26 protein-coding genes are annotated in these 26,826 nt (G+C 68.2%); 14 read left to right on the top strand and 12 right to left on the bottom strand.

The window, feature by feature from the left end; genetic code table 11:
* Positions 1-5: 5 nt before the first annotated feature.
* Entirely contained in the window at positions 6-1,502 is a 1,497-nt protein-coding gene (gatA, locus tag LGR64_RS26395) for an Asp-tRNA(Asn)/Glu-tRNA(Gln) amidotransferase subunit GatA (protein ID WP_013800221.1), read from the bottom strand.
* Between the two features lie 52 nt (positions 1,503-1,554).
* On the bottom strand, positions 1,555-1,854 hold the full coding sequence (gene gatC / locus LGR64_RS26390) for an Asp-tRNA(Asn)/Glu-tRNA(Gln) amidotransferase subunit GatC (protein WP_012202292.1): 300 nt from the start codon (positions 1,852-1,854) through the stop codon (positions 1,555-1,557).
* 212 nt (positions 1,855-2,066) lie between these two features.
* Here gatC and LGR64_RS26385 point away from each other — a divergent pair, with 212 nt between their 5' ends.
* The 4 genes from LGR64_RS26385 (at position 2,067) to mrdA (ending at position 6,942) form a co-directional block, all read left to right on the top strand.
* A complete protein-coding gene (locus LGR64_RS26385; RefSeq protein WP_012202293.1) occupies positions 2,067-3,110 on the top strand; it encodes a rod shape-determining protein in 1,044 nt (347 codons plus the stop codon).
* A gap of 184 nt (positions 3,111-3,294) precedes the next feature.
* Positions 3,295-4,368 carry a rod shape-determining protein MreC gene (gene mreC, locus LGR64_RS26380; RefSeq protein WP_063327706.1) on the top strand — a complete coding sequence of 358 codons (1,074 nt, stop codon included), beginning with the start codon at positions 3,295-3,297 and terminating at the stop codon, positions 4,366-4,368.
* Complete coding sequence (mreD, locus tag LGR64_RS26375) at positions 4,365-4,883, top strand: rod shape-determining protein MreD (RefSeq protein WP_013800223.1); 519 nt, start codon at positions 4,365-4,367, stop codon at positions 4,881-4,883. The genes mreC and mreD overlap by 4 nt, the downstream gene beginning before the upstream one ends.
* 13 nt (positions 4,884-4,896) lie before the next feature.
* On the top strand, positions 4,897-6,942 hold the full coding sequence (gene mrdA, locus LGR64_RS26370; protein ID WP_088166591.1) for a penicillin-binding protein 2: 2,046 nt from the start codon (positions 4,897-4,899) through the stop codon (positions 6,940-6,942).
* Positions 6,943-7,010: 68 nt separating this feature from the next.
* Here the strand turns inward: mrdA and LGR64_RS26365 are convergent, their stop codons facing one another.
* The 5 genes from LGR64_RS26365 to LGR64_RS26345 all read right to left on the bottom strand — a co-directional run bounded on the left by LGR64_RS26365 (position 7,011) and on the right by LGR64_RS26345 (position 11,720).
* Positions 7,011-7,769, bottom strand: a complete 759-nt coding sequence (locus LGR64_RS26365) for an amino acid ABC transporter ATP-binding protein (RefSeq protein ID WP_012202297.1) — start codon at positions 7,767-7,769, stop codon at positions 7,011-7,013.
* A complete protein-coding gene (locus LGR64_RS26360) occupies positions 7,766-8,548 on the bottom strand; it encodes an amino acid ABC transporter permease (RefSeq protein ID WP_012202298.1) in 783 nt (260 codons plus the stop codon). The genes LGR64_RS26365 and LGR64_RS26360 overlap by 4 nt, the downstream gene beginning before the upstream one ends.
* A gap of 65 nt (positions 8,549-8,613) precedes the next feature.
* A complete protein-coding gene (locus tag LGR64_RS26355) occupies positions 8,614-9,384 on the bottom strand; it encodes an ABC transporter substrate-binding protein (RefSeq protein WP_013800225.1) in 771 nt (256 codons plus the stop codon).
* A 251-nt stretch (positions 9,385-9,635) separates the two neighbouring features.
* On the bottom strand, positions 9,636-10,394 hold the full coding sequence (locus tag LGR64_RS26350; protein WP_013800226.1) for a sulfite exporter TauE/SafE family protein: 759 nt from the start codon (positions 10,392-10,394) through the stop codon (positions 9,636-9,638).
* Positions 10,395-10,691: 297 nt separating this feature from the next.
* Positions 10,692-11,720, bottom strand: a complete 1,029-nt coding sequence (locus LGR64_RS26345; RefSeq protein ID WP_230357325.1) for a zinc-dependent alcohol dehydrogenase family protein — start codon at positions 11,718-11,720, stop codon at positions 10,692-10,694.
* 99 nt (positions 11,721-11,819) lie between these two features.
* On the opposite strand from LGR64_RS26345, the gene LGR64_RS26340 reads away from it, so the two are divergent.
* The gene (locus LGR64_RS26340) at positions 11,820-12,743 is read left to right on the top strand and encodes a LysR family transcriptional regulator (protein ID WP_088166594.1); all 924 of its coding nucleotides are present in this window, start codon (positions 11,820-11,822) and stop codon (positions 12,741-12,743) included.
* Here LGR64_RS26340 and LGR64_RS26335 read toward each other — a convergent pair.
* Positions 12,740-14,467, bottom strand: coding sequence for a GMC family oxidoreductase (locus tag LGR64_RS26335; RefSeq protein ID WP_230357474.1), 1,728 nt, complete (start codon positions 14,465-14,467; stop codon positions 12,740-12,742). The two genes, LGR64_RS26340 and LGR64_RS26335, sit on opposite strands and share 4 nt — an antisense overlap.
* A gap of 321 nt (positions 14,468-14,788) precedes the next feature.
* Between LGR64_RS26335 and LGR64_RS26330 the strand changes: the two genes are divergently transcribed.
* From LGR64_RS26330 to LGR64_RS26300, 7 genes are all read left to right on the top strand, one after another.
* Complete coding sequence (locus LGR64_RS26330) at positions 14,789-15,919, top strand: MlaE family ABC transporter permease (protein WP_034397875.1); 1,131 nt, start codon at positions 14,789-14,791, stop codon at positions 15,917-15,919.
* Positions 15,919-16,722 (top strand): ABC transporter ATP-binding protein, encoded by an 804-nt coding sequence (locus LGR64_RS26325; RefSeq protein WP_016448536.1) that lies wholly within the window; start codon positions 15,919-15,921, stop codon positions 16,720-16,722. Before LGR64_RS26330 ends, LGR64_RS26325 begins: the two co-directional genes overlap by 1 nt.
* A gap of 198 nt (positions 16,723-16,920) precedes the next feature.
* Entirely contained in the window at positions 16,921-17,883 is a 963-nt protein-coding gene (locus LGR64_RS26320) for an MlaD family protein (protein ID WP_013800229.1), read from the top strand.
* 14 nt (positions 17,884-17,897) lie between these two features.
* Positions 17,898-18,566, top strand: coding sequence for an ABC-type transport auxiliary lipoprotein family protein (locus tag LGR64_RS26315; protein WP_230357323.1), 669 nt, complete (start codon positions 17,898-17,900; stop codon positions 18,564-18,566).
* Positions 18,567-19,085: 519 nt separating this feature from the next.
* Positions 19,086-19,304 (top strand): CsbD family protein, encoded by a 219-nt coding sequence (locus LGR64_RS26310; RefSeq protein WP_012202308.1) that lies wholly within the window; start codon positions 19,086-19,088, stop codon positions 19,302-19,304.
* A 144-nt stretch (positions 19,305-19,448) separates the two neighbouring features.
* Positions 19,449-20,036 (top strand): hypothetical protein, encoded by a 588-nt coding sequence (locus LGR64_RS26305; protein WP_096914293.1) that lies wholly within the window; start codon positions 19,449-19,451, stop codon positions 20,034-20,036.
* A 254-nt stretch (positions 20,037-20,290) separates the two neighbouring features.
* Entirely contained in the window at positions 20,291-20,791 is a 501-nt protein-coding gene (locus LGR64_RS26300) for a hemerythrin domain-containing protein (protein ID WP_034365659.1), read from the top strand.
* A 33-nt stretch (positions 20,792-20,824) separates the two neighbouring features.
* On the opposite strand, the gene LGR64_RS26295 is transcribed toward LGR64_RS26300, so the two are convergent.
* A complete protein-coding gene (locus tag LGR64_RS26295; protein ID WP_123695576.1) occupies positions 20,825-21,472 on the bottom strand; it encodes a MarC family protein in 648 nt (215 codons plus the stop codon).
* A 189-nt stretch (positions 21,473-21,661) separates the two neighbouring features.
* Here LGR64_RS26295 and LGR64_RS26290 point away from each other — a divergent pair, with 189 nt between their 5' ends.
* Positions 21,662-22,354, top strand: a complete 693-nt coding sequence (locus tag LGR64_RS26290; protein ID WP_013800233.1) for a dienelactone hydrolase family protein — start codon at positions 21,662-21,664, stop codon at positions 22,352-22,354.
* A 122-nt stretch (positions 22,355-22,476) separates the two neighbouring features.
* Complete coding sequence (locus LGR64_RS26285) at positions 22,477-22,767, top strand: nucleotidyltransferase family protein (RefSeq protein ID WP_034399096.1); 291 nt, start codon at positions 22,477-22,479, stop codon at positions 22,765-22,767.
* Between the two features lie 77 nt (positions 22,768-22,844).
* Here the strand turns inward: LGR64_RS26285 and LGR64_RS26280 are convergent, their stop codons facing one another.
* The 3 genes from LGR64_RS26280 to LGR64_RS28595 form a co-directional block, all read right to left on the bottom strand.
* Complete coding sequence (locus LGR64_RS26280; RefSeq protein WP_099732463.1) at positions 22,845-23,162, bottom strand: hypothetical protein; 318 nt, start codon at positions 23,160-23,162, stop codon at positions 22,845-22,847.
* A gap of 229 nt (positions 23,163-23,391) precedes the next feature.
* Entirely contained in the window at positions 23,392-24,036 is a 645-nt protein-coding gene (locus tag LGR64_RS26275; protein WP_141832734.1) for a molybdopterin-dependent oxidoreductase, read from the bottom strand.
* Positions 24,033-26,654 carry a choice-of-anchor Q domain-containing protein gene (locus LGR64_RS28595; RefSeq protein ID WP_268869065.1) on the bottom strand — a complete coding sequence of 874 codons (2,622 nt, stop codon included), beginning with the start codon at positions 26,652-26,654 and terminating at the stop codon, positions 24,033-24,035. Before LGR64_RS28595 ends, LGR64_RS26275 begins: the two co-directional genes overlap by 4 nt.
* Positions 26,655-26,826: the final 172 nt, after the last annotated feature.

The raw sequence follows: 26,826 nt of genomic DNA, 5'->3' as shown, positions 1-26,826 counted from the left end.
GGAGATCAGATGCCCTTCGGAGCTTGAAGGTGGAAGTCGGTGGCCTGCTGGAAGCGGTGGGCGGCGTTGAGCAACTGGCCTTCCTTGAAGTAGTTGCCGATCAGCTGCAGGCCCACGGGCATGCCGGCCTCGCCAAAGCCTGCGGGCACGCTCATGCCGGGCAGGCCGGCCAGCGATGCGGGCAGCGTGAAGATGTCGGCCAGGTAGTTGGCCAGCGGGTCGCTCTTTCCGCCCAGCTGCCAGGCCACGGTGGGCGCGGCGGGGCCGGCGATCACGTCGCACTGCTGGAAGGCGGCCTGGAAGTCGTCGGCGATCATGCGGCGGATCTTCTGCGCCTGCAGGTAGTAGGCGTCGTAGTAGCCCTCGGACAGCACATAGGCGCCGATCATGATGCGGCGCTTGACCTCGTCGCCGAAGCCTTCGGCGCGGGTCTTCTTGTACATGTCCACCAGGTCCGTGTAGTCCTTGGCGCGGTGGCCGAACTTCACGCCGTCGAAGCGCGACAGGTTGGACGATGCCTCGGCCGGGGCCAGGATGTAGTACACGGGAATCGACAGCTCGGTGCGGGGCAGCGAGATGGGCACCAGGCGGGCGCCCAGCTTCTCGTATTCCTTGAGGGCGCCATCCACGGCGGCGCGCACGTCGGCCGACAGGCCTTCGCCGAAGAACTCGGCGGGAATGCCGATGCGCAGGCCTTCGATGCCGTCGTTCAGGCGGGCCGTGAAGTCCTCGGCCGGCACGTCCAGGCTGGTGGAGTCGCGGTCCAGGTCGGGGCCGCACATCTCGGACAGCAGCAGGGCGCAGTCCTCGGCGCTCTTGCCCATGGGACCGGCCTGGTCCAGGCTGGAGGCGAAGGCGATCATGCCGTAGCGGCTGGCGCGGCCATAGGTGGGCTTGATGCCCGTGATGCCGCAAAACGATGCGGGCTGGCGGATGGAGCCGCCCGTGTCGGTGCCGGTGACGGCGGGCGCCAGGCCGGCGGCCACGGCCACGGCCGAGCCGCCCGAGGAGCCGCCGGGCACGCGGTCCGTGTTCCAGGGGTTGCGCACGGGCGCGGGGGCGTCGAAGCCCACGGGCGCGATGGCCGAGTTCTCGTTGGCCGAGCCCATGGCGAATTCATCGCAGTTGAGCTTGCCCAGCGTCACGGCGCCGGCCTCGGCCAGGCGCGTCACCACGGTGGCGTCGAAGGGCGAGCGGTAGCCGGCCAGCATCTTGCTGGAGGCCGTGGTCGGGAAGTCGCGCGTGACGAAGATGTCCTTGTGCGCAATGGGCACGCCAGCCAGGCGGCCGCCCTTGCCCTGGGCAATCAGGGCGTCGGCAGCGCGGGCCTGGGCCAGGGTGGCCTCTTCGTCGATGCTGACGAAGGCGCCCAGGTTCTGGTGCGCCTGGGCGCGGGCCAGGAAGTGCTGGGCGGCTTCGACGGCGCCGAGCTTGCGCTCGCGCAGCAGGGCCGACAGGGCCGACACGCCGAGCGTGTGCAGATCAGTGGTTTGCTGGGTCATGTATGGGGTGCGGAAAACGGGGACGGATGCCAGTGACGAGGGCGCGCGACGCTTACTCGATCACCTTGGGGACCAGGAACAGGCCGCGCTCGACGGCCGGTGCGCTGCGCTGGTTGGCGTCGCGCTGGTCGGGCTCGCTGGCAATGTCCTCGCGCAGACGCAGGGCAATGTCCTGGATGGCGGCGACCGGATGTGACAGCGGGCTGACGCCTGAAGTATCCACAGCCTGCATCTTCTCCACGATGCCGAAAAAATCATTGAGCTGGCCTAGCATGCGCTCACTCTCGGTGGAGGAGAGCTCAAGTCGTGCCAGGTTCGCGATGCGTGCGATGTCTTGTGCGTTCAGTGCCATAGGATTTTTGAAGGGGGCAACGGGATGTAAACCCGTATTTCAAGCCCCGGCAGTAGAAGTTATTCACAGGGGATACGGTATTATCTCGGCTTTGCCGCAATACCCTCTCCGAGCCGGTCATTGTGCGAAAAGCCAACCCCATCCAGACTCCCTAACTTTCATCCCGGCGATGGCAGGCCGACGAGCATGCCGTGCCTGAGAGGACTCTCGTAATGTTCGGAGCTTTCCGTCGGTATTTCTCCACCGACCTTGCCATTGATCTTGGCACAGCCAACACCCTGATTTTCGCCCGCGACAAGGGCATTGTTCTGGACGAACCCTCCGTTGTCGCGATCCGCCACGAAGGCGGGCCGCACGGCAAGAAGGTGATCCAGGCGGTGGGCCGCGAGGCCAAGGCCATGCTGGGCAAGGTGCCCGGCAACATCGAGGCCATCCGCCCGATGAAGGACGGCGTGATTGCCGACTTCGTCATCACGGAGCAGATGATCAAGCAGTTCATCAAGATGGTGCATCCGCGCTCGGTGCTCACGCCCAGCCCGCGCATCATCATCTGCGTGCCCTGCGGCTCCACCCAGGTCGAGCGCCGCGCCATCAAGGACGCGGCCGAGGCGGCAGGCGCCACCTCCGTCTACCTGATCGAGGAACCCATGGCTGCCGGCATCGGCGCCGGACTGCCGGTGTCCGAGGCTTCGGGCTCCATGGTGGTGGACATCGGTGGCGGCACCACCGAAGTCGGCGTGATCTCGCTGGGCGGCATGGTCTACAAGGGCTCCGTGCGCGTGGGCGGCGACAAGTTCGACGAAGCCATCATCAGCTACATCCGCCGCAACTACGGCATGCTGATCGGCGAGCCCACGGCCGAGTCCATCAAGAAGAACATCGGCTCGGCCTTCCCCGGCTCGGAAGTCAAGGAGATGGAAGTCAAGGGCCGCAACCTCTCCGAAGGCGTGCCGCGCAGCTTCACCATCTCGTCCAACGAGGTGCTGGAAGCCCTGACCGATCCGCTCAACCAGATCGTCAGCGCCGTCAAGAACGCGCTGGAGCAGACACCGCCCGAGCTGGGCGCCGACATTGCCGAGCGCGGCATGATGCTCACCGGCGGCGGCGCGCTGCTGCGTGACCTGGACCGCCTGCTGGCCGAAGAAACCGGCCTGCCCGTGCTGGTGGCCGAAGAGCCGCTGACCTGCGTGGTGCGCGGCTGCGGCATGGCGCTGGAGACCATGGACCGCCAGGGCAGCATCTTCACCAGCGACTGATGCGGCGCAGGCCGGGGCCCGTTGTCGCGGGCCCGGGGCCGCAGCCGTCTGACTGCAACGATTTTTCTCCCCCTTCCGTGGTGACCTGCATGCTTGCCCTGCCTTCCTTCGCACCGGGACCGGCCCGTGCTTTCCAGGCTGCAGCAAGTGCGGCAGGGCAGGCCCTGCCACGCGGGAGGGCCGCATGAATCCCAATACCCTGGACCACTCGGCGCCCTCGCTGTTCAAGCGTCGGCCCTCGCGGGTCTCGCAACTGGCCCTGTACAGCGCCCTGGCGCTGTTCCTGATGGTGGCCGACGCGCGTTTCAGGATCACCGATCCCGTGCGCGTGGCCGTGGCCACCGTGCTGTACCCCGTGCAATGGGTGATGCTCAAGCCGGTGCAGGCCGTGCACGACGCCAGCCGCTACCTGGGCTCGCTGGACGATGCCCAGGCCCGCGAACAGGCCGCGCGCAAGGAACTGGTGGCCATGGCCCAGCGTGCATCGCTGGCCGACGAGCTGATCCAGGAAAACGACCACCTGCGCGAGCTGCTGCAGTTGCGCGATCGCCTCACCACGCCCGGTACCGCTGCCGAGGTGGTCTACGACAGCCCCGATCTCTATACGCGCCGCGTGGTCATCGACCGCGGCCAGGTGGATGGCATCGACCAGGGCTCGCCCGTGCTCGATGAAAAGGGCGTGGTCGGCCAGGTCACGCGCGTGTATCCGCTGCGTGCCGAGGTCACCCTGCTCATCGACCGCGACCAGGCCATTCCCGTCTTCAACCCGCGCACCGGCGCGCGCAGCGTGGCCTATGGCGATCCGTCGCCGCTGCGCACCGGCGGCATCGAGCTGCGCTTCATGCCCAGCAATGCCGATGTCCAGGAAGGCGACCTGCTGACCACCAGCGGCGTCGATGGCCTGTACCCGCCGGGCCTGCCCGTGGCCAAGGTGGTCTCGGTGGAGCGCCGCGCCGACTCGGCCTTCTCGCGCATCTACTGCGAGCCCGTGGGCCGCGTGCAAGGCGTGCGCCACGTGGTGGTGCTCAAGCCGCTGGACCGTGCCACCCACCCCGAGGCGGAAGGCGCCGCCGAACCCCTGCGCGCCGGCAAGGGCAAGGAAAAAGACAAGGGCAAGGAAAAAGACAAGGCCAAGGACGGCAAGGGCAAGGAAGCCTCCAGGGACGGTGGCAAGGCCGGCAAGACAGATGCACCGGCCACGCCTGCAGCACCCGCTGCTCCCGCCGCACCCGCCTCCGCCAGGAAGGAGCCCGCATGATCATGCCGCGCGGCCAGCAGCTGCTGCTGCCGGTCAACCCCCTGTTCATCGTCGTCAGCCTGTTGGCGGCGCTGGCACTCAACATGCTGCCGCTGGGCCGCCAGGCCTGGCAGCCGGACCTGCTGATGGTGCTGCTGGCCTTCTGGGCGCTGAACCAGCCCCAGCGCGTGGGCATGGGCGTGGCCTTTTTGCTGGGCCTGTGCATGGATGTGGACCGCTCCTCCCTGCTGGGCCAGCATGCGCTGGCCTATGCGCTGCTGGTGTTCGCGGCCGGCGCCATGGGCCGGCGCCTGTCCTGGTTCTCCACGCCCGTGCAGGCGCTGCACCTGCTGCCCCTGTTCGCCGTCGTGCACGGCCTGCAGGTGCTGCTGCGCATGGTGGCCGGCGGCATCGTGCCCGGCCCGCTGGTGGTGGTGGCTCCCTTGATCGAGGCCCTGCTGTGGCCCCTGGTCAGCGGCCTGCTGCTGGCGCCGCAGCGCCGCCCGCCGGACAGTGACGAGAACCGTCCCCTGTGAGGCTTGACGCGTGATGGAAATCCGCAATACAGAAGCCGAGCTGCAGCGATTCAGGCTGCGCGCATGGGTGATGAGCGTGGTGGTGCTGCTGGCCTTCGGGCTGGTGGTGGCTCGCTTGCTGGTGCTGCAGGTGCAGCGCCATGAGGAGCTGGCCGAGCGCGCCGAAAGCAATCGCACGGCCGTGGTGCCCATCGTGCCCAACCGGGGCCAGATCCTGGACCGCAACGGCGTGGTGCTGGCCACCAACTACTCGGCCTATACGCTGGAGATCATGCCCTCGCGCGCGGGCAACCTTGAAGAGACCATCGACGGCCTGGCCGAGATCGTCGAGATCACGCCGCGCGACCGGCGCAAGTTCAAGCGCCTGGTGGATGATTCCCGCAGCTTCGACTCCCTGCCCATCCGCACGCGCCTGACCGATGACGAGGTCGCGCGCTTCGCCGCGCAGCGCTACCGCTTCCCGGGCGTGGACATCAAGGCGCGGCTGTTCCGCACCTACCCCATGCAGGACACGGCCAGCCACGTCATCGGCTACATCGGCCGCATCAACCAGCGCGAGAAGGAAGCACTGGAAGACTCCGACGACGCCGCCAACTACCGGGGCACCGACGTCATCGGCAAGCTGGGCGTGGAGCAGAGCTACGAAACCGACCTGCACGGCCAGACCGGCTGGGAAGAGATGGAAACCTCGGCCGGCGGCCATGCCGTGCGCAAGCTCGGCAGCCGCCCCGCCACGCCCGGCGACAGCCTGGTGCTGTCGCTGGACATCAAGCTGCAGCGCATGGTGGAGGAGCTGTACGGCGACCGCCGTGGCGCCCTGGTGGCCATCGATCCGCGCAGCGGCGAGCTGCTGGCCATGGTCAGCCGACCGACCTTCGACCTGAATCTCTTCGTCGATGGCATCGACCAGGAAAGCTGGGCCGCGCTCAACGAATCCATCAACCGCCCGCTGCTCAACCGCGCGCTGCGGGGCACCTATCCGCCGGGCTCCACCTACAAGCCCTTCATGGCGATTGCCGCGCTGGAGTCGGGCAAGCGCCGCCCCGACACCACCATCATGGACAACGGCAGTTGGACCTTCGGCGGCCACACCTTCCGCTCGGGCCACCCCAACGGGCCGACCAATCTGCGCCGCTCCATCATCAAGTCGTCCAACGTGTACTACTACATGCTGGCCAACGACATGGGCGTGGACATGATCCACGACTACATGAAGCCGCTGGGCTTCGGCCAGATCACCGGCATCGACGTGCGCGGCGAGGCGCGCGGCGTGCTGCCCAGCACCGAGTGGAAGCGCAACACCTACAAGCGGCCCGAGCAGAAGAAGTGGTACGCGGGCGAGACCATCTCGCTGGGCATCGGGCAGGGCTACAACAACTTCACCATCCTGCAGCTGGCCAACGCCATGTCCACGCTGGCGGCCAAGGGCGTCAAGCACCGGCCCCACCTGGCCGTGGGACGTGTCGATGCCGTGACGCAGCAGTTCTCGGCCATCAACAAGGACCCCGGCACCAGCATGGGCTACAAGCCCGAGAACGTGGAAGCCGTGCGCGCCGCCGTGGCCGCCGTGACGGTGGAGGGCACCTCGCGCGGCATCTTCGGCAACGCGCCCTACACCTCCACCGGCAAGACCGGCACGGCCCAGGCCGTGGGCGTGCGCCAGAACGAGAAGTACAACGCCTCGCGCCTGTCCGAGTTCCAGCGCGACCACTCGCTGTACATCGCCTACGCGCCGGCCGACAACCCCACCATCGCCGTCGCCGTCATCGTGGAGAACGCCGGCTTTGGCGCCGCCGCCGCCGCGCCGCTGGCACGCCGCGTGTTCGACTACTGGCTGCTGGGCCGCTACCCCAGCCTGGAGGACATGGCCGCCATGCGCAAGGGCCAGGCTGGCGTGCCCATAGGCGCCCCGCGCCGCGTCTCCGAAATCACGCTGGACGCAGAAACCGTGAACCTGCCCGGCCTGCCGCGCTACGAGCCGCCCGAGGCATCGGCGCCCGTGGCATCCAACCGCGCTGCCGCGCTGCCACCGCCGTCTGCTGGCGAGCTGGAGGATTGAGAAAGCAAAAGAGCCGGCATTGCCGGCTCTTTGTTTTCTTGAGCAGCCTGCGTGCGCAGGCCCAGGCCTCAATGCCCCATGCGCCCGATGAACGCCGCGATCCGCTCGCTGGCCGGGTTGCCGAAGAACTCGGCCGGTGGCGCCTCGTGGGCGATGCAGCCCTGGTCGAAGAACATCACGCGGTCGGCGACCTCGCGGGCGAAGCCCATTTCGTGGGTGACCACGATCATGGTCATGCCGCCGCGTGCCAGCTCGCGCATCACGTCCAGCACTTCCTGGACCATCTCCGGGTCCAGCGCGCTGGTGGGCTCGTCGAACAGCATCACCTGCGGCTCCATGGCCAGGGCGCGGGCAATGGCCACGCGCTGCTGCTGGCCGCCCGACAGCTGCCAAGGGTACTTGTGGGCATGGGCCTGCATGCCCACGCGCTCCAGCAGGGCCATGGCCTTGGCATTGGCCTGGGCGCGCGGCGTTTTGTGGATGCGGCGCGGCGCCAGGGTCACGTTGTCCAGCACCGTCATGTGGCCGAACAGGTTGAACTGCTGGAACACCATGCCCACTTCGCAGCGCTGCTTTTGCAGCGTGGCTTCGTTGTCGGTGACTTCGACGCCGTCGATGGTGATGCGCCCGCCGTCGTGCGGCTCCAGCCGGTTGATGGCGCGCAGCAGCGTGGACTTGCCCGAGCCCGAGGCGCCGATGATCACCGTCACCTCGCCCGTGCAGAACTGCGTGGAAACGCCCTTGAGCACCTGGTGGCTGCCGAAGGACTTGGTGACCTTCTCGGCCACGATGTAGGGCATGCCCCGTGCCAGCTTGTCGGCGCTCATTTGTGGCGGCCCTCCACGTCGAAGCGGTACTCCACGGCAGCCGTGACCTGGGTCACCAGCGTGGTCAGCACCAGGTAGGTCACGCCCACGGTGACCAGGGTCTCCACGGGCTGGAAGGTGGCCGACTGGATGCGGTTGCCCACATTGGTCAGCTCCACCACGCCGATGGCGTACGCCAGCGACGAATCCTTGAGCAGGGCCACGAAGTTGCTCACCAGCGGCGGCAGCGAGATCTTGAAGGCCTGCGGGAACACCACGTCCATGAAAACGCAGATGCGCGGCAGACCCAGGGCGCGTGCGGCCTCGGCCTGGCCGCGCGGCACGGCCTGCAGGCCGGCGCGCACGGCTTCGGCGTTGTAGGCGCCCACGTTCAGCGCCAGTGCAATGCAGGCGGCTGCGAAGTCGGGCAGGTTCAGGCCCGGGATCAGCACCGGCAGCGCGAAGTAGATGAACAGGATCTGCACCAGCAGCGGCGTGCCGCGGATCGCCCAGACATAAAAGCCCGCGGCCCAGCGCAGGGCGGCCGTGCGCGAGGTGCGCGCCAGCGCGGCGGCGATGCCCAGCACCAGGCCGGCGGCGCCGCTGACCAGCGTCAGGTACAGCGTGGTGCGCGCGCCTTCGGCGAAGGTGTCGGCATTGGAGCCTATGGGCTCGGGCAGCAGGGACAGCAACTGCCCCAGCAGCGAAACCACGAGCACCATCAGCAGCAGGGCCGTGACCAGGGTGGCGTTGCTGCGCTGCGAGCGGCTCCAGTGGGCGGGCCAGAGGACGGTAAGCATAGGTGGGCTAGAAACAAAAAGGCGCCCTGCAAGTGGGCGCCGGTCGGGCAGATCTGCCCGGGGCCTCAGTCAGGGCAGCGGATGTCTTCGTGGAAGTATTTCTGCGACAGCTTGGCGTAGCTGCCGTCGGCCAGGGCTTCCTTGAAGGCCTTGTTCCAGGCATCGGCCAGCGACTTGTTGTCCTTGGCCACGGCGGCGGCAATGCGCTCGACCAGCAGCAACTCGCCCTGCTTGAGCTGGGCATTGGGGTTCTTCTGCTGCAGTTCCTTGGCAATGAAGCGTTCGGTCACCCAGGCGTCCACGCGCTTGGACAGCAGCGCATTGCGGGCTGCCTCGTTGGTGGGGAAGTTGACCAGGCGCTTGATGCCGGGCAGGTTCTTCTCCATGTACTGCATATAGGTGGTGCCGGTCTGCACCGACACCGTCTTGCCCGCCAGGTCCTTGGCCGAGCGGATGGCCGGGTCCAGCGACATCACGATGGCGCCAGAGCAGTAGTGGGGCTGGGTGAAGGTCACGGCCTTCTCGCGCTCGGGCGTGATGCCGTGCGAGGAAATCACCAGATCCCAGCGGTCCTGCTGCAGGCCGGTGAGCAGGGCATCGAAGCTGATGGTCTTCCACTCGTACTTCACGCCCATCTTGGCGGCCATCATCTGGGCCAGCTCGACTTCGAAGCCGGTCAGCTGCTTGCCCTCGAAATGGGCGAAGGGCGCGTAGTAGCCCTCGGTGGCCAGGCGCAGCGTGCCTTCCTTCTGGATGGCGTCGAAGGGGCGGGCCTGAACGCCGGCGGCGGTCCACAGGGCCAGCGCGGCGGCGGCGATGACGGTAAAGCGTTTCATGGAACTCCTGGGCTGTCGCTCAAGACCTGACCCCGGCGCCGCAGCATGAAGAAAGCGCCAAGGCACGCATCAGTGCATGGGCCATGGACGGCGGGGCCGGTTTTTTGCGGCTGGTCGGCTGGTCGGGTACGGCCGCTGGCAGGGGTGCGACATGCACCAGCCGCCGCAGCTCAAGGCGAAAAGTCGGCAATTATAGAAGGTTGCCGTCGCCAACGCCGATGGCAGGTGTTGCGAACGCCGCTGGCCCGTGCTCAGGCGATGAAGGCGTCGTAGCCGGTCTTGAGGATCAGCAGGCTCACCACGCCGATGAAAATGCCGCGCACAAAGCCCGTTCCATGGCGCAGGGCCATGTGCGTGCCCAGCATGGCGCCCAGCACATTGGCCACCGCCATGGGCACGGCCAGGTGCCACCAGATATGGCCCTTGAGCGCGAACAGCGCCAGCGCCGCCAGGTTGGTGGCCATGTTCAGCAGCTTGGCCGAGGCCGATGCGTTCAGGAAGTCATAGCCCATCAGCCGCACGAACAGGAACACGAAGAAGCTGCCCGTGCCGGGGCCGAAGAAACCGTCGTAGAAGCCAATCACCAGGCCGATGGCGCAGGCGATCAGCGTCTCGGCGCGGCCCGAATAGTGCGGCGTGTGGTGGCGGCCCATGTCCTTGCGCGCCAGCGTGTAGACCAGCACGCCCAGCAGCACCAGCGGCAGCAGCCGGCGCAGGAAATCGGGGGAGATCTGCGTGACGGCCCAGGCGCCCGCAAAGGAGCCCGCCATGCCCACGCAGGCCGCCGGCATCATCGCGCGCCAGGGCAACTGCACCTTGCGGCCGTACTGCCAGGTGGACATGGCCGTGCCCCAGACCGAGGCGCTCTTGTTGGTGCCCAGCAGCGTGGCGGGCGGTGCGGTGGGGAAGGTGGCGAACAGCGCGGGCAGCAAGATGAGGCCCCCGCCGCCCACGATGGCGTCCACGAAGCCGGCCAGCATCGAGGCCAGCGAGACGATGATCCATTCCATAGGGCGGCGATTGTCGCACCGCCCAGGTGCCGCAGCAGGCTGGCCGCAGGCATAAAAAAAGCGCCGGACTTGCCGGCGCTCTGGGAAATGCATCTTGAGATGCTATTTATGAATGTTGATCTGGTTGTGTACGAGTTGTCTCCTCGGCCCCTCTTGTGCAGCACTGTGGTGCCGCGAGAGTGGGTGGACTTTAATGGTCGCACCTGGGTGGTGCATCGGGGATTTCCCGCAGTTACCGCAAAAGTGCGGGATTGCACCAGCAAAGGGCTGGAGCGATGATTGTCGGTTGCCGGACGTTCAGCGCATGCGCAGCACCAGCTTGCCGAAAGCACCCCGCTCCAGATGCTTCAGGGCTGTCGGCAGATCGGCCAGCGCGTATTCGCTGTCGATCACAGGTTGCAGCTTCAGCCAGTCCACGGCCCGCACCAGATCCTGCAGCGCACGCCGGTGTGCCACGCCGATGCCCTGAACGGTGGCGCGCCCCAGCAGCAGCGGATAGACCGAGCCGTGCAGCTCATCGCCCTGCAGATTGCCGATCACCGACACGCGACCGCCCTGTGCCAGGGCCGATAGCGAGCGGCCGAAGTTATCCCCCCCGGCCAGTTCCAGCACATGGTCGGCACCACGCCCTCCCGTGAGGGCGCGCACTTCGGCGGCCCAGTCGGGCGTGCGGTGGCGGTGGATGCCGTGGTCTGCACCCAGCTGCGCAGCCCGCGCCAGCTTGTCGTCGCTGCCCGAAACCACCACCACGCGCGCACCCTGGGCATGGGCAATCTGCATGGCGAACAGTGCCACGCCGCCCGTGCCCATGATGACCACCGTGTCGCCGGGCCGCGTCGGCGCGGACTCGGCCAGCGCGAACCAGGCGGTTGCGCCCGCGCACGTCAGGGTGCTGGCCTGCGCAAAGTCCAGCTGAAGGGGCGCGGCGACCAGGTTGTCTTCGCCCAGCACCACGTATTCCGACAGCATGCCCGGCCCGGGCGAGCCCAGCGGCAGGCTGGTGCGCGGCTGCACGCCGTCCTGCCAGCCGGCGAAGAATGTGCTGATCACGGCGTCGCCAACCGCGAACTCCGCGACACCCGGGCCGAGGGCGACCACCTCGCCAGCCATGTCCGAGCCGGGCACCAGGGGCAGGGCCGGCACCATGCCCATGCCATCGCGCAGGATCATCAGATCGCGGTAGTTCAGCGATGCCGCATGCACGCGCACCAGTACCTGGCCCCGCCGGGGCTCGGGAATGGGTACTTGCACCAGCTGCAGGTTTTCATGGCCCAGAGCGGGCAGTTGCCATTGCTGCATGAATGGGGAAGACGCAGGCACGGTCATGGAAGGCGGTCCTTTCGAGGCAGGTATCAAACAGGACTTCAGTCTATTGATTCCTTCATAATTGCATTGATTCAATTGAGGCTATGGTTTGTAGAATTTATGGAACCAATTGCAAATGACAGGCTGGCAGGCGTCAGCGCTTTCGTCGCCTCGGCCGAGGCCGGCAGCTTCGCCCAGGCGGCCGAGCGCCTGGGCCTTACGCGCTCGGCTGTCGGCAAGGCCGTGGCGCGGCTGGAAGAGCGCCTGGGCGCGCGGCTGTTCGTGCGCACCACGCGCAGCCTGGGGCTGACCGAGGACGGCCAGATGTTCTACGAGCGCTGCGCGCAGGCGCTGGAGGACCTGGATGCCGCCCGGCACATGCTGGAAGCCGGGCGGCGGGAAGTGGTGGGCCGGCTGCGCATCAGCGCACCCGTGGTCTTCGGCCGCCACCACGTGGCTCCCTTGCTGCTGGAGCTGGCGCAGCTGCATCCGCGCCTGCGCATCGAGGCCAGCTTCACCGACCGCCAGCTGGACTTCGCCGATGACGGCATCGACCTGGCCATACGCAGCGGGGAACTGTCTGACAGCGACTGGCTGGTTGCGCGGCCCCTTGGCATGCAAACCATGGTGCTGTGCGCATCACCCGCCTATCTGCAGGCCCATGGCGCGCCGCGCAGCGTGGCCGACCTGGCCGGGCATCGCTGTATTGCCTATATGCGCAGCGGCCGCGCCGCCCCCTGGAGGCTGGCAGGTGAGGATGGATCGCTGGCCGCGCCCGTGCTGGAGCCGGCGCTGGGCTTTGACGACATAGAAACCATTGCCACGGCCACGTTGCAGGGCGCGGGCCTGGCCCACATGCCGCTGTGGCGGGTGCGCAGTGCTCTGGACAGCGGGGCGCTGGTGCGCCTGCTGCCCGACGTGCCGGCCGCGCGCATTCCCCTGCATGTGCTGTGGCCGCGCACGCGCTTTCTGCCCTACCGGCTGCGCGTGACCATCGATGCGCTGCTGGCGGCGATTCCGCCGCTGCTGCAGGAGCAGTCCTAGGCGGCCAGCGCAACGGCCGGTTCCGTGCTCTGCCGTGCCGGCCCCTGGCCCCGGCCCTGCCGGTCCGCAAGAATCCAGCCGGCCGCCTTCTCCGCCATCATCAGCGTGGGGCTGTTGGTGTTGCCGCTGGTGATGCGCGGCATGGCGCCTGCATCGATCACGCGCAGGCCCTGTACGCCGCGCACGCGCAGGCGGCTGTCCAGCACGGCCATGGGGTCGTCGGCGCGGCCCATCTTCGTCGTGCCCACGGGGTGGAAGATGGTGGTGGCGATGTCGCCGGCCAGGCGCGCCAGATCTTCGTCGCTCTGGTACTGCACGCCGGGCTTCCATTCCTCGGGGACGAAGCGCGCCAGCGCGCTCTGGCTGACGATGCGCCGCGTCACGCGCAGGCTGTCGGCGGCCACCTGCCGGTCCTCGGGCGTGGACAGGTAGTGCGGCGCAATGGCCGGCGCCTGGCGGAAGTCCCCGCTGTGGATGCGCACCGTGCCCCGGCTCGTCGGATTGAGGTTGCAGACGCTGGCCGTGAAGGCCGGAAAACCGTGCAGCGGCTCGCCGAAGGCGTCCAGCGACAGCGGCTGCACGTGGTACTGGATATTGGGGTGCTCCTGCTGCGGGCTGCTGCGCGTGAAGGCCCCCAGTTGGGAGGGCGCCATGCTCATAGGCCCGCTGCGGCGCAGCAGGTATTCCAGGCCGATGCCGGCCTTGCCCCACAGCGAATTGGCCATGGTGTTCAGCGTGCGCGCGCCCTTGATCTTGTAGACCGAGCGGATCTGCAGATGGTCCTGCAGGTTCTCGCCCACGCCGGGCAGGTCGTGGCGCACGGCAATCCCGTGGTTCTGCAGCAGCGCGCCCGGGCCGATGCCCGACAGCTGCAGGATCTGCGGGGAGTTGACGGCGCCCGCGCACAGCAGCACCTCCTGGCTTGCCTGCACGTTGACCATTTCCGAGCCGGTCCAGACCTGGGCGCCGCTGCAGCGCAGGCCGCCGGCGGGCAATGGCTCGAACAGCAGCTGGCTGACCTGGGCATGGGTCCACAGCTCGAAATTGGGGCGGCCATAGCAGGTGGGCCGCAGGAAGGCCTTGGCGGTGTTCCAGCGCAGGCCGCCCTTTTGGTTGACCTCGAAGTAGCCCACCCCCTCGTTGCTGCCGCCGTTGAAGTCCTCGGTGGCCGGAATGCCGGCCTGCTGCGCGGCTTCGGCAAAGGCGTCCAGGATGTCCCAGCGCAGGCGCTGCCGCTCCACGCGCCATTCAGCGCTGCCGCCTGTGCCCGTGCCGCCGTGCAGGGCACGAAAGCCTGCATCGGCATTGCCGCCGGCATCAAGCCGCCAATGGCTTTCATGCTGGCGGAAGGCCGGCAGCACCTGGTCCCAGCGCCAGGCGTCGTCCCCGGTCAGCTCGGCCCAGCTGTCGTAGTCGCGGGCCTGGCCGCGCATGTAGATCATGCCGTTGATGCTGGAGCAGCCGCCCAGCGTCTTGCCGCGCGGATAGCGCAGGCTGCGGCCGTTGAGCCCTGCGTCGGGCTCGGTCTGGTAGAGCCAGTCGGTGCGCGGATTGCCGATGCAGTACAGGTAGCCCACGGGGATGTGGATCCAGTGGTAGTCGTCCTTGGCGCCCGCCTCGATCAGCAGAACGCGGCTGCGGCCATCGCGCGAAAGCCTGTTGGCCAGGAGGGCGCCCGCCGTGCCGGCGCCGATGACGATGTAGTCGAAGGTGGTGTTGCTCATGGAGATGGGCGGGCGTCCGCTGCGGGCCGGAACGTCCTTGGGAGCCGGGGTTGGTGCTTCGGCCCATTGTGCGGACGGCATGCGCACTGTCGAGAGGGAAAGCGCGCTGGACTCCTTTTTTTGCAGCATCGCATGCAGCAGTCATGGCTGTCGCGCTGGTTTTTTGATAAAAATTGCACGCGTAGGGCAAAGCTGTCGTGCGCACGGCGCCGCCAGGCAATCTGCGGCCCGTGCCGCTCGGTTATCCTGCGGTCTTGGCTGCAATGCCGCCCGGCCCTGCCTGCGCGCCCCGCCTTCGCAACCCCCAAGGACTTTCCGCACTTGTCTGCCCTCAACAATCCCCCCCAATGCAGCCTGCGCCGCGACAACGACGGCCAGTGGGCGTTGCTGACCGGCTCCTGGGGCGCGGCCGAGCTGGGCCGGCGGGCGCAATGGCGCAGGCTGCGTGCGCAGCTGGCCGATGCCAAGGGCGATGACCTGGGCTGGAACCTCGAAGGGCTGGACTGGCTGGACCACGTGGGCGCGCAGCTGCTGTGGAATCACTGGGGCCGTCGCCTGCCCGCGCGTCTTGCGGCCAGCGATGCGCAGCGTGCCATGCTCGAACGCGTGGGCCGTTTCTCCAAGGAACCTGCGCCGCCGCCCCCGCGCCCGAACCTGCTGGAGCGCATCGACAGCCTGGGGTGCCTGGTGATCAACGCCTGCGGCCATTTCGCGCAGATGACGCGGCTCATCGGCCAGTTGCTGATCGACCTGCTGCGCTTTGCGCGTGCCCCGCACCGGGGGCCCTGGCGCGACATCTCCGGCCATCTCTATTCCATGGGCGCCACGGCCCTGCCCATCACGGCCCTGGTGGGCTTTCTGATCGGCGTGGTGCTGGCCTACCTGATGGCGCTGCAGCTGCGCCAGTTCGGGGCTGAATCCTTCATCGTCAACATCCTGGGCATCTCGCTGATCCGCGAGCTGGGTCCGCTGCTGGCGGCCATTTTGGTGGCCGGCCGCACGGGCTCGGCCATCACCGCCCAGATCGGCGTCATGCGCGTGACCGAGGAATTGGATGCCATGCAGGTCATGGGCATACCGCACGGCTTTCGCCTGGTGCTGCCGCGCGCGCTGGCGCTGGCCATCGCCATGCCCCTGGTCTCGCTGTGGACCACGCTGGCCGCGCTGGCCGGCGGCATGCTCGCGGCCGACCTCACCATGGGCGTCACGGGCGCCTACTTTGCCGAGGCCCTGCCTGCCGCCGTGAAGATCGGCAACCTCTGGATCGCCATGGGCAAATCCGTGGTCTTCGGCGCCCTCATCGCCCTGATCGGCTGCCACTGGGGCCTGCGCGTGGAGCCCAATACGCAGAGCCTGGGCAAGGGCACGACGGCCTCGGTGGTGACGGCCATCACCATGGTCATCGTGGTGGATGCGATCTTCGCCATCTTGTTCAAGGACGTAGGCATCTGATGGCCATGGACACCGAAACCTCCTCCACGCCCGCAGCCGACGAGCCCATCGTGCGCATCGCCGGGCTGTGGAGCGTGTTCGGCGAAGGCGAGAACGCCTTTGCCGTGCACCAGGACCTGGACCTGGATGTGCAGCGCGGCGAGATGCTGTCCATCGTCGGCGGCTCGGGCACGGGCAAGACCGTGCTGCTGCGCCAGATGCTGGGGCTGCTGGAGCCCACCAAGGGCCGTGTCGAAGTGCTGGGCCGCCCGGCCAGCGAAATGGGCCGCGAGGGCGCCGCCAGCCGCGTGGGCATGCTGTTCCAGCATGGGGCGCTGTACTCGGCCTTCAGCGTGCTGGACAACGTGGCCTTCGCGCTGCGCGAGCAGGGCACGCTGCCCGACGAACTGGTGCGCGACGCGGCCCTGGTCAAGCTGCAGATGGTGGGCCTCAAGCCCGAGCATGCCTCGCGCATGCCGGCCGATCTCTCGGGCGGCATGATCAAGCGCGTGGCGCTGGCGCGGGCGCTGATCATGGACCCGCCCCTGCTGCTGCTGGACGAGCCCACGGCCGGGCTGGACCCCACCAGCTCCGACGAATTCTGCGAACTGCTGCGCGAGCTGCGTGCCGAGCTGGGCCTGACCGTCATCATGGTCACGCACGACCTGGACACGCTGTTCGCCCTGTCCTCGCGCGTGGCCGTGCTGGCCGAGAAGAAGGTGCTGGTCAGCGGCCCGCCGCGCGAGGTGGCCGAGTTCAAGCATCCGTTCATCGAGCATTTCTTCCAGGGGGAGCGCGGCAGGCGCGCGATGAGCACGGTATGAGAAGCCCCCCTGAGTCGCTTCGCGCCTTCCCCCCTCTCGCTTTGCGGGGGGGGGCGACACCCTCGCGGCGGGGCGGCCCTTGCTCGGTGTCCCTTGCCTTGGGGTGCGCCGGTTTTGAAGGCCGCGCTCTGAGTGCTGGCCCTTGGGGCTGTGGCCCCATGCCTTGTTTTGCTGGGCTCAACGTTATGGACCATTGATATGGAAAACAAATCACATGCCATGGCGGCCGGCATTTTCGTGCTGGTCGTGGCGGCCCTGCTGGCGGGGCTGGCGATCTGGCTGACGCGGGATACGCGGCAGTACAACGAGTACGAGCTGTCCACCAAGGACGGCATCAGCGGGCTGCAGGCCCAGGCTGCCGTGCGCTACAAGGGCGTGGCGGTGGGCAAGGTCACGCGGATCGGGTTCGATCCGCAGACCAATGGCAATGTGCTGATCCGCATCGCCATCGGTGTGAACACGCCCATCACGCCCACCACGTTCGCCGTGCTGGGCTACCAGGGCGTCACGGGCCTGGCCCATGTGCAGCTCGATGATGCGGACCAGCCGCAGCCCCAGCTGCCCCCGGGCCCCAGCGGGCTGCCGCGCCTGCCGCTGCGCTCGTCGCCGCTGAGCATGCTGGCCGACCAGGGGCAAGTGCTGCTGGAGCGCGCCGATGAGATCTCGCGCCGCCTCAGCGACATGCTGGACACCGACAACCAAAAGCGCGTGAGCCAGGCGCTGGAGAACATTGCAGCGGCTGCCGCAGGCGTGCAGCAGCTCACGCAGAACCTGGACCGCACGCTGTCCACCCAGGTGCCGCAGCTCGCCGCCGACGCCCACAACACCCTGCAGTCGCTGGAGAAGGCCAGCAACGGCGCCTCTGCCGTGGCCTCCGAACTGCAGCAGACCGTGCGCCGCGTGAACGCGCAGGACGGGCCGCTGGAGCAGATCGCCCAGAGCACGCGCGCGCTGACCCGCATGGCCGATTCGCTGGGCCGCAGCACGGTGCCGCACGCCAACCGCGCGGCCGACGATGTCTCGCGCGCCGCGCGCCAGATGGGCACGGCGGCCAGCCGCTTCAGCGACAACCCGCAGGCCGTGATCTACGGGCCGGGCCAGGCCCGCCCGGGGCCGGGCGAGCCCGGCTTCGTCGCCCCGTCCGCAGCCACCCAGCCCTGACCCAAGGAACCCGCATGCCCCTATCTCGCAAGACCGCCGTGGCCAGCGCTGGACTGGCTGCCGCCCTGATCCTGCTGGCCGGCTGCTCGGCCCTGCCGCAGCCCCCCGCCCAGCCCGCGCGCTATGACTTCGGCCTGGCGCCGCTGTCTGCGCCCGCGCAGTCCGCCACATCCGCCGCCCCGCAGGCACGCACGCCGCTGGCGCTGGCCGATGTGGAGGCGCCCGCCCTGTCCGACGGCAGCACGGCCATGTTCTACCGCCTGGCCTATGCCAACGGCCAGGAACTGCGCCCCTACCAGCTGGCGCGCTGGAGCCAGCCTCCTGCACTGCTGCTGCAGCAGCGCCTGCGCAGCCAACTGGGCCTGCAGCGCCCCGTGCTGGCCAGCAGCGAAAGCGTGGCCCAGCCGCGCCTGCAGGGCGCCGTGCCCACGCTGCTGCGCGTGGACATCGAAGAGTTCAGCCAGGTCTTTGACGCGCCCGGCTCCAGTGCCGGCGTCGTGCGCCTGCGCGCCACCCTGGTCGAGCAAAGCGGTGCCGTGGACCGCCTGCTGGGCCAAAAACTCTTCGAGGTGCGCAGTCCTGCAGCTTCGGGCGATGCCGCAGGCGGCGCGAAGGCGCTGGCGACGGCGGCCGATGCCGCCATTGCGCAGATCGATGCGTGGCTGGGGCAGCAGGGGCACTGAGCGGCGGCTGGATTTCCAGCCCATCCATTCTCTTGAGAACGGCTGGTGGGTGCATTGCATCCGCTGGCCGTTTTTTGTTCTCGGGCAATTGGCTCTGCAAGCAAGTGGGGCTTTTTCCGCCCCTGCCGGGTGGTTGCTTTTCGAGGCCGGGTCTCGGCCCGGCAGCCGACGGCCCTTTCTTGATTCGCCAAGAAAGGTCAGATCAAAGAAGGCGACCCGAATATCCGCGACCCCTTCGCTTCGCCACGGCGCAGGCGCGGACATACGGGGAAAAGGCCGGGTACTCAGGGCAGGGGCGGGCCGCGCCTGACCCAGCGCTTCCCGCGCGTCCGTCAGGGGCTGTAGTCCCGATCCCACCGTCTCGGCTGCCCCTGGGACGACCGTCAACACTAGGTCCAGACTACGACGCGCAGCCCCCAGGTTTTTTACAGTGGAACCGTCGCTGATGCAGATCGCGGCTTTGAAAAAACAAGGCCTGATTGCACAGCGCTACTTCAACATCACTGAAAGGACCAAGCCATGAATGAAGACCGCATCAAGGGCAACTGGAAGCAATTCACCGGCAAGATCCGTGAGCAATGGGGCAAGCTCACCGATGACGATCTGGACGTGATCGCCGGCAAGCGCGAGCAATTCCTGGGCAAGCTGCAGGAGCGCCAGGGCCTGGCCCGCGACGCTGCCGAAAAGCAGCTGACCGACTGGCAAAAGCGCAACCCCGACTTCCGCTTCGAAGACTGACGAGGGTGGACTGCGGATGGGCTGGACGCCCTGGCCGGCGCCGCCATCCGCTCCTCGACAGCCAGCGTGCCTGAGGGCACGCACCAATGGCCCGCCGCCGCAGGCACCAAGGGCCGCTTCAGTACAAATACAAGGAGTTCCATCATGCAAACACCGCAACGCTTTCGCCACATGCTGTCCGCCGTCGCCCTGGGCCTGATGGCCTCCGGCGCCATGGCCATGACCAATGCGGAGCACACGGCCGCCAAGAACCAGATCGAGGCCGACTACAAGGCTGCCAAGGAACAGTGCAAGCCGCTCAAGGACAACGCCAAGGACGTCTGCGAGAAGCAGGCCAAGGGCCAGGAAAACGTGGCCAAGGCCGAACTGGAATCGCGCCGCAATCCTTCGCCCAAGAACAGCGAAAAGGCACTCAAGGCCAAGGCTGATGCGGACTACGACATCGCCAAGGAAAAGTGTGACGACCTCAAGGGCGACGCCAAGGATGTCTGCGTGAAGGATGCCAAGGCCGCCCACGTGCACGCCGTGGAAGCCGCCAAGGTGAACAAGGCCCAGGCCGAGCCCGCTGCCAACTCCGCAGCCAAGGCTGCCAACGTGGCCGAAACCCGCAAGGACGCTGCCGAGGAAACCCGCGAAGCGGACTACAAGGCTGCCAAGGCCCGTTGCGACACCATGAGCGGCGCTGCCAAGGACACCTGCGTGGCTGATGCCAAGCGGAAGTTTGGACAGTAAGCTGGTAGGCACCCCCTGAGGCGCTGCGCGCCTTCCCCCTCTCTACTTGCTTCGCAAGGGAGGGGGACGGCACCTTCGCCGCGAGGCGGCTCTTGCTCGGTGCCCCTGGCCTTTTGGCCGCGCCAGTTTTATCCGCCTTGACCAAGCCCCGTTCGCGGGGCTTTGCTGTTTTCGGGTTGGCTGATGTGGGTCAAACGGGTTGGGCGGTGCTGTTCCTAAGCTGCAGGCTTTCACGATGAAGGCAGGAGAAGCATATGGCCGTGCTGGAATGGAGCGGAGCGCTGGCATTGGAGTTGCCGGCCATGGACGAGGTGCATCAGGAGTTCGTCCTGCTGCTGGCCGAGGTGGAGGCGGCCGATGATGCGCAGCTGTGCGCGCGCTGGGATGAGTTGATCGCGCATACGCAGGTGCATTTCGACCAGGAAGACCGCTGGATGCAGTCCACGCGCTTCACCAGCACCAACTGCCACAGCCTGCAGCACAAGGTGGTGCTGCAGGTGATGCGCGAGGGGGCGGCCAAGGCGGCGGCCGGTGATCTGGCCGTGATCCGCAGCATGGCGGGCGAGCTGGCGGCGTGGTTCGTGCACCATGCGCAGACCATGGATGCGGCGCTGGCCCTGCATCTGCGCAGTGCGGGCTTCGATCCCGCCACGGGCTCCCTGGCGCACCCTGAGGCCTTGCCCGAGCAGCCCATCACAGGCTGCGGCGGTGCCTGCGACGGCAGCGCCGACCGCGCGCGGGCCGTGCCGGCCTGAGCCGGCGGGCCTTCAATCGGCCAGCCAGCCCGCTCAGGGCACGATCGCGGGCGAGGCCAGGATGGGGAAGATCTTCACCAGCCCGCCCGCCATCACCTCCACGGCCAGGGCCGCGAGGATCAGGCCCATGAGCCGCGTCATCACGTTGATGCCGGTCTTGCCCAGCACGCGGGCGATCGGGTCGGCCAGCGAAAAGCAGACCATCACCACCAGCGCCACCACCACGCCATAGCCCACCAGGGCCAGGTGCTGCCAGATGGTGCGTGCCTGGTCGGCGTAGATCACCACGGTGGACATGGAGGCCGGCCCCGTCAGCAGCGGAATCGTCAGCGGCACCACGGCAATGCTGTTGCCCATGGCGGCCTTTTCCGCGCCAGCGACCAGCGTGGGCGCGTTGGGCCGTTCCTCGGCCGGGCGGGCGTTGAGCATGTTCATCGCGCTGATCAGCAGCAGCAGGCCGCCGCCCACCTGAAAGCTCTGCAGCGAGATGTTGAAGAAGTCCAGCACCTGCAGCCCGATGATGGCGCAGGCCGCGATCACGCAGAACGAGGCCAGCGCCGCCGTGCGAATGGTCTGCTGGCGCTGCTGCGTGCTGAATCCCTCGGTGTAGTGGATGAAGAAGGGGACGATGGCCAGCGGGTTGATGATGGCCACCAGCGTGATCAGCGGTTTGAGGTCCATCGCATTCCCTGTAGGTTGCCGCCGCCCACCTGTGCCCGGCGCTTGCCGGTACGCACGACTTTTCGTTCCATCGAATGTCTCCTGTGAAAGAATTGCCGCACGGGCCGGCCCGCCGCCATTACAGCATTGCGGGGCGCGTCCGCCCACCGGGAAATCACAACAGGTTCTCAGACAGAAAGGAACGCGGGCATGGGCAGTTTTGTGCAGTTGACTTCATTGGATGGCACGGCTTCGCCGGCCTGGGTGGCCCGGCCCGACGTGCCCGCGCGCGGTGCCGTCGTGGTGCTGCAGGAGATCTTCGGCGTCAACGCCCATATCCGCGCCGTGGCCGACCGCCTGGCAGCCCGCGGCTATGTGGCCGTGGCGCCGTCGCTGTTCACGCGTGTCGAGGCCGGTGTGGACCTGGGCTACGGCGACGCCGACCGTGCCAAGGGCATGGCGCTGAAATCCGCCGCCGAGGCGCTGCCCCAGCCCGGCGTGCTGCCCGAGATCGAGGCCGCCATCGCCCATGCCGCCACGCTGGTGCCCGGCGGCAAGGTGGGCATCGTGGGCTTTTGCTGGGGCGGCCTGTGGGCCTGGCGCGCGGCCTGCAACCTGCCCAGCCTGTCGGCTGCAGCCTGCTACTACGGCGGCGGCATGACCACGCCGCTGGAGATGGGCCGCGAGCCGCTGTGTCCCGTCATCGCCCACTTCGGCCGGCGCGATACGCACATTCCCGTGGACGCCGTGCAGGCCTTCGCCCAGGCGCAAAAGCATGTGCAGGTGCACCTGTACGACGCCGACCACGGCTTCAACTGCGACCAGCGCAGCGCCTACGACGAGGCCAGCGCCCTGCAGGCGCGCGACCGCACGCTGGCCTTCTTCGACCAGCACCTGGCCTGATCTGCCGTGCCGGGCGTGGCCCGGCATGGAAAATCCAGGCATCGGGATTTCCGGGAGTGCTGCTTGAAACCCGGTGCCTGATGCAATAGGCTTTCCAGAAGTCTCAACAGGAAAGGATGTCCATGCGACCGTCCGTGGTGCTCGACATGAATCGCAGCGCAGTGCGTGAAATGGCCAGCCGTTTCCGCACTGCGAACCCGCGCGTTTTCGGCTCCGTGCTGCATGGCACCGACCGGGACGGCAGCGACCTCGACCTGCTGGTCGATGCATTGCCGGGCGCGACGCTGTTCGACCTGGGCGGCCTGCAGGTCGAGCTGGAATCGCTGCTCGGCCTTCGCGTTGATCTGCTGACGCCCGGAGACCTGCCGCTGAAGTTCCGTGCCCAGGTGCTTGCGGAGGCGCAGCCGATATGAACGGGCATCGCCTTCCCGATTACCTCGGCGACAAGCTGTGCTGATCGGTGCTGCGCGAGTGTCCGCAACTGGCCTGATCAGTCCCCGGGGTCAGGATCACAGGCTGGCCCCGGCGTCGCCTTGCGTGCCTGCACGGTCTGCAGCGTGCCCCGCAGCGCGCGCTGCTGCGCGGTCAGGAAGCTCATCAGCCCGCCCAGGTCGTTCAGCTGTTGGTCGGGGCCGGCCATGCAGCACAGGTCGATCACCAGGCCCATCTGGTGCATGCAGTCCTTGATGCGATAGACCTCGTATTCGGAAATGGGGTAGTACAGGCTGGTCTCTTCCCTCGGCAGTTGCGGGGAAGAAAAGAAAGGCGGGGAGGCGTGTGCTCCGCTGGGTGCATCGAGGTCAGGCATGGCGGCTCCTTTGGCATTGGACTGGCACCCCCTTGCGGAGGTCCCGCACAGCCCCGCCAAAACGGAACTGTGCCCAGCGCAGCACACTGGGAAGATGGAAAAGCCGCTGTCTCGTTGTAAAGACAAACGGCTGCTGCTCCTTTGCTTTCGGGCCGCCAAGCCCGTATCCCCCGAGGGGATCGCGAAATGGTACTCCAAATGCGCGCCCTGCCGCGCTCTGAAGCCAGGTTCAGCCCTGGGGCTGCTGCGCGTGCAGCCCCATGTGGTACAGCCCCCAGGGCGCCTGCGCAAAGCGTTCCTTCAGGGGCTTGCCTGCCAGATCGGCAATGCGGTCGGCGTCGTACATGGCCCATTGCGGGCCCAGGCCGCCCAGGCCCAGGCGCCGGCCGTCCATGTGCGTGGCTAGCAGCATGCGCCATTGCAGGGCCTGGTCCAGCGGCAGCTGGGCGCGGTAGCCGTCGATGGCCTGCAGGGTGATCCACTGGCCCTTGGCCGCTGCGGCGGCGCTGTCCACTCCGGCCGCCTGCAGCACGGTGGCCAGCAGCGGGCCGCGCAGCCGGTGGGGCTGGCCGTCGTATTCGATATGGGGCGTGATCTCCACCGTGGGCAGGCGCTCCAGCGCACCGGCCCCTGTGGTCCAGGCCGAGTCGAAGGCCAGGCCATGGTTTTTCAGCAGCAGGTCGGCCACCGGGTCCAGCGGCCCCCGGTTGCCGCGCACGCCGGGGCCGCTGATGGTGAGCACGGCGGCTTCGGTGCTTTTCCCGGGGGCGGCGGGGGCGGCCAGGGCGCTTTCGCACAGGGCCAGGCCGGTGGCTGCGCTGGCGGCCAGCAGGCTGCGGCGTGAAAGCGGGCTCCGGCTTGCGGATGCGGTCATGGGGAACTCCTGGGGGTGCGTGGCGATGTGCCAGCGCCGATTTTCCGTGAAGTGCCCTGCCTGCGCGACAACGCCGCGCCCGCTGCGGTCAGCAGGCCCAGCAGCGCCAGCCCCCCGGCGCCCAGCGCTGGAATGGGCGCCGCAGATGGTGCGGGGGCCGCCGTGACGGTCACGGTGTTGCTGTCCGAGCCGGAGGTATTGCCATCACCGGGCACATAGCGTGCCTGCACCGTGGCCGTGCCCGGGGGCAGCCGGGGCACGCTGCAGCTGGCCTGCCCGCCGGTCACCGGAACGCTGGCGCACAGCACCTGCGTTCCGTTCAAGAAATCCACCGTGCCGCTGGCGCCGGCAGGCAGCGTGACCTGGACGCTGAAAGTCACGCTCTGGCCAGGGCCTGGCGCAGAGGGGGAGGCCGACAGGTGGGCGCTGGTGGCTGCCGGGCCGATCACCACGGTCACGGCTGCGGGTTCGGTGGTGGCGCCGTTGGCATCGGTGGCGGTCAGCGTGAAGCTGTAGCTGCCTGCCGCCTGCGTGGCCGGGGCCGAGAGCGTGCCGGCGGCCTGGCTGAAGCCTGCGGGCAAGCCGCCCACGCTGTAGCTGAACGGCCCCACGCCGCCGCCGGGCACGGGCGCCAGCGGCTGGCTGTAGGCCGTGCCGTAGGTGCCGGAGGGCAGGCTTGCCGTGACGCTGAATGCCGTGAAGCTGGCCTGCACGCTCCTGGCTGCATCGATGGTGACGCTGCAGGTGGACATGCTGCCGCTGCAGGCACCACCCCAGGTGGCAAAGGCATGGCCAGGGTCGGGGGTGGCGGCCAGGGTCACCAGGGTGGGCGCGCCTTCGAAGTAGCCATAGCCGGCCTGGCACAGGCCGCCTGGGCGGCCGCAGTCCTGTATGGCACCCGTGGCCGCAGGCGGGAAGGCCTGCGCCGATACGCCGCCCACGCCGCTGGTCAGCACGGTCAATGCCGCCTGGAAGACGTTCGCCTCCACGGCACCGATGTCGCACCGCGCACCCTGGGGCCTGACCACGCCGCGCTGGTCCGTGCCGGGTGCGGCCGTGCAGGCCACCCCGTCCAGTGCCGGGCTGCCGGTGCTGTTCAACATGGTCTGGGTAGGGCCGCCGTGGCTGGCCAGGGGGCCGAGCTGCGGGTTGCCCGTGGTGAAGGCCAGGGCGCTGATGTCGGCATTGTTCAGGGCCTGCGCCAGGCCCAGCAGATTGTTGCTGCCGCTGGCATCGCTGGTGCCGCCATTGCGCAGGTCCAGCACCACGTCCCTGCCAGCGGGCTGTTTGGTGGCCGGCTCGAACACGCTGCCCTGGGCAATGCTGGCCTGCATCTCCAGCGAGGCGCCGCTGCGGGTGCAGCTGATGTTGCCACCCGAACTGCAGGCGGCCTGGGAATCGCCCAGGCTGTAGATGGCGCCGCCTTGCGCGGCCGGGTTGTCGTCGCCATTGGCCTGCACGGTATTGCCGGCCAGGGTGGAGAAACGGATGGTGAGCGCGCCGTTGTAGTTGAAAACGGCGCCACCCAGGCCGGCGCCGCCGCCGCTGCTGTTGCCCAGCCCGCCGTGTGCACCGTTGCCAGCCAGGGTGACCTGGTTCAGCGTCAAGGTGCCTGCGTTGTTGAAAATGGCCCCTCCCATGCCGCCTGCGCCACCGCCAGCGTCGAAGGCGCCGCCCCCACCGTTGCCAGCGCCGAAGCCGCCACCGCTGCCACGACGGCCACCACCGCCGCCAAATCCGCCACCGCCGGAGCCGCCGCCGCCACCACCGAAGCCGCCGTTCTTGCCGCTGGCGCTGCCACTGCCACCGCCCAGGCCGCCATCGTCCGGGCCACCAGCGTTCGGCCGTCCCCCCGGGGACAAAGTCCCATCCTCGCCCACGCCGGCACCTGCAAAGGAGTTCAAGGAAAGCCTGCCTCCTTGCCCCCCTTGTGCGTGATTGCGCGTGAGCGTGCTGCGTTCGATGGTGAGCTGGCCCCGATTGAAGATGGCACCGCCCGCACCCAGCGCGCCGCCGCCAAAGCGGCTGGAGCCGCCTGTGGCCTGCCCCCCGGCCAGGGTCAGGCCGCGCAGGACCAGTCCACCCTGCGCATCGATGTCGAACAGCCGGAAACCGGGTGCGGTACCGAGGCGCTGCACGCTCACGCCCTGGGGCGTCATGCCATTGGCGGTGGCATCGATGGTGATGCGCTTGCCGCTGATGAAGAAGGCGCTGGGGCCGAACTGCGAGACGTAGCCGGGCCAGCTGGCCAGCGGCAGGCAGGTGGCGCCGGCGGCCTGCCCGGTGTCCATGCAGTTGGTAAAGCGGGTCAGCGAGATGGTCTGCCCATCCAGGGCCGCGCCGAAGACGATGGTGTCGCCATCGGCGGCATGGTTGATGGCGTCGCGCAGGGTGTCGCAGTTGCGGTCGCCTGCGGCAGGCGAGCATTGCGCACGAGACAGCGGCTCGGTGTCTGCAATCTCGCCGGCGGTGGTGACGGTGAGTGTGGCGGCCTGGGCCGCGGCGCCGGCAAGGGCCAGTGCCAACCCGCCCGCCAGGCCCGGCAATGTCCGGCCCCGGGGGCTCGGCGTGGGTATGGGTGGTACGTCGGCTGCAGCAGACGGGTGGATGATGGACATGGCGGACCCCCTCGGTAGGCACAGCATCTCGGTGATGTGCTGAAGAGGGCAAATCTATGGGGTGTCCGGCTTTCTGTATGTCCCCCGTTCGGGCTACATGGCCGATGAGAGGGGGCAGGGCGCCATGCCGCCCATGTCGCCTATCCGGGCGACATGACAGCGGTCTTGTTCC

The organism is Delftia sp. Lp-1 (genome assembly GCF_020523835.1).
Taxonomy (GTDB): domain Bacteria; phylum Pseudomonadota; class Gammaproteobacteria; order Burkholderiales; family Burkholderiaceae_C; genus Comamonas; species Comamonas acidovorans.
This window is presented reverse-complemented; position numbering and strand designations above follow the sequence as displayed.

What these genes read in the sequence shown, in the direction of transcription:
- gatA (WP_013800221.1), bottom strand. Translation starts at nt 1,502, where the DNA reads ATGACCCAGCAAACCACTGATCTGCACACGCTCGGCGTGTCGGCCCTG.
- gatC (WP_012202292.1), bottom strand. Translation starts at nt 1,854, where the DNA reads ATGGCACTGAACGCACAAGACATCGCACGCATCGCGAACCTGGCACGA.
- LGR64_RS26385 (WP_012202293.1), top strand. Translation starts at nt 2,067, where the DNA reads ATGTTCGGAGCTTTCCGTCGGTATTTCTCCACCGACCTTGCCATTGAT.
- mreC (WP_063327706.1), top strand. Translation starts at nt 3,295, where the DNA reads ATGAATCCCAATACCCTGGACCACTCGGCGCCCTCGCTGTTCAAGCGT.
- mreD (WP_013800223.1), top strand. Translation starts at nt 4,365, where the DNA reads ATGATCATGCCGCGCGGCCAGCAGCTGCTGCTGCCGGTCAACCCCCTG.
- mrdA (WP_088166591.1), top strand. Translation starts at nt 4,897, where the DNA reads ATGGAAATCCGCAATACAGAAGCCGAGCTGCAGCGATTCAGGCTGCGC.
- LGR64_RS26365 (WP_012202297.1), bottom strand. Translation starts at nt 7,769, where the DNA reads ATGAGCGCCGACAAGCTGGCACGGGGCATGCCCTACATCGTGGCCGAG.
- LGR64_RS26360 (WP_012202298.1), bottom strand. Translation starts at nt 8,548, where the DNA reads ATGCTTACCGTCCTCTGGCCCGCCCACTGGAGCCGCTCGCAGCGCAGC.
- LGR64_RS26355 (WP_013800225.1), bottom strand. Translation starts at nt 9,384, where the DNA reads ATGAAACGCTTTACCGTCATCGCCGCCGCCGCGCTGGCCCTGTGGACC.
- LGR64_RS26350 (WP_013800226.1), bottom strand. Translation starts at nt 10,394, where the DNA reads ATGGAATGGATCATCGTCTCGCTGGCCTCGATGCTGGCCGGCTTCGTG.
- LGR64_RS26345 (WP_230357325.1), bottom strand. Translation starts at nt 11,720, where the DNA reads ATGACCGTGCCTGCGTCTTCCCCATTCATGCAGCAATGGCAACTGCCC.
- LGR64_RS26340 (WP_088166594.1), top strand. Translation starts at nt 11,820, where the DNA reads ATGGAACCAATTGCAAATGACAGGCTGGCAGGCGTCAGCGCTTTCGTC.
- LGR64_RS26335 (WP_230357474.1), bottom strand. Translation starts at nt 14,467, where the DNA reads ATGAGCAACACCACCTTCGACTACATCGTCATCGGCGCCGGCACGGCG.
- LGR64_RS26325 (WP_016448536.1), top strand. Translation starts at nt 15,919, where the DNA reads ATGGCCATGGACACCGAAACCTCCTCCACGCCCGCAGCCGACGAGCCC.
- LGR64_RS26320 (WP_013800229.1), top strand. Translation starts at nt 16,921, where the DNA reads ATGGAAAACAAATCACATGCCATGGCGGCCGGCATTTTCGTGCTGGTC.
- LGR64_RS26315 (WP_230357323.1), top strand. Translation starts at nt 17,898, where the DNA reads ATGCCCCTATCTCGCAAGACCGCCGTGGCCAGCGCTGGACTGGCTGCC.
- LGR64_RS26310 (WP_012202308.1), top strand. Translation starts at nt 19,086, where the DNA reads ATGAATGAAGACCGCATCAAGGGCAACTGGAAGCAATTCACCGGCAAG.
- LGR64_RS26305 (WP_096914293.1), top strand. Translation starts at nt 19,449, where the DNA reads ATGCAAACACCGCAACGCTTTCGCCACATGCTGTCCGCCGTCGCCCTG.
- LGR64_RS26300 (WP_034365659.1), top strand. Translation starts at nt 20,291, where the DNA reads ATGGCCGTGCTGGAATGGAGCGGAGCGCTGGCATTGGAGTTGCCGGCC.
- LGR64_RS26295 (WP_123695576.1), bottom strand. Translation starts at nt 21,472, where the DNA reads ATGGACCTCAAACCGCTGATCACGCTGGTGGCCATCATCAACCCGCTG.
- LGR64_RS26290 (WP_013800233.1), top strand. Translation starts at nt 21,662, where the DNA reads ATGGGCAGTTTTGTGCAGTTGACTTCATTGGATGGCACGGCTTCGCCG.
- LGR64_RS26285 (WP_034399096.1), top strand. Translation starts at nt 22,477, where the DNA reads ATGCGACCGTCCGTGGTGCTCGACATGAATCGCAGCGCAGTGCGTGAA.
- LGR64_RS26280 (WP_099732463.1), bottom strand. Translation starts at nt 23,162, where the DNA reads ATGCCTGACCTCGATGCACCCAGCGGAGCACACGCCTCCCCGCCTTTC.
- LGR64_RS26275 (WP_141832734.1), bottom strand. Translation starts at nt 24,036, where the DNA reads ATGACCGCATCCGCAAGCCGGAGCCCGCTTTCACGCCGCAGCCTGCTG.
- LGR64_RS28595 (WP_268869065.1), bottom strand. Translation starts at nt 26,654, where the DNA reads ATGTCCATCATCCACCCGTCTGCTGCAGCCGACGTACCACCCATACCC.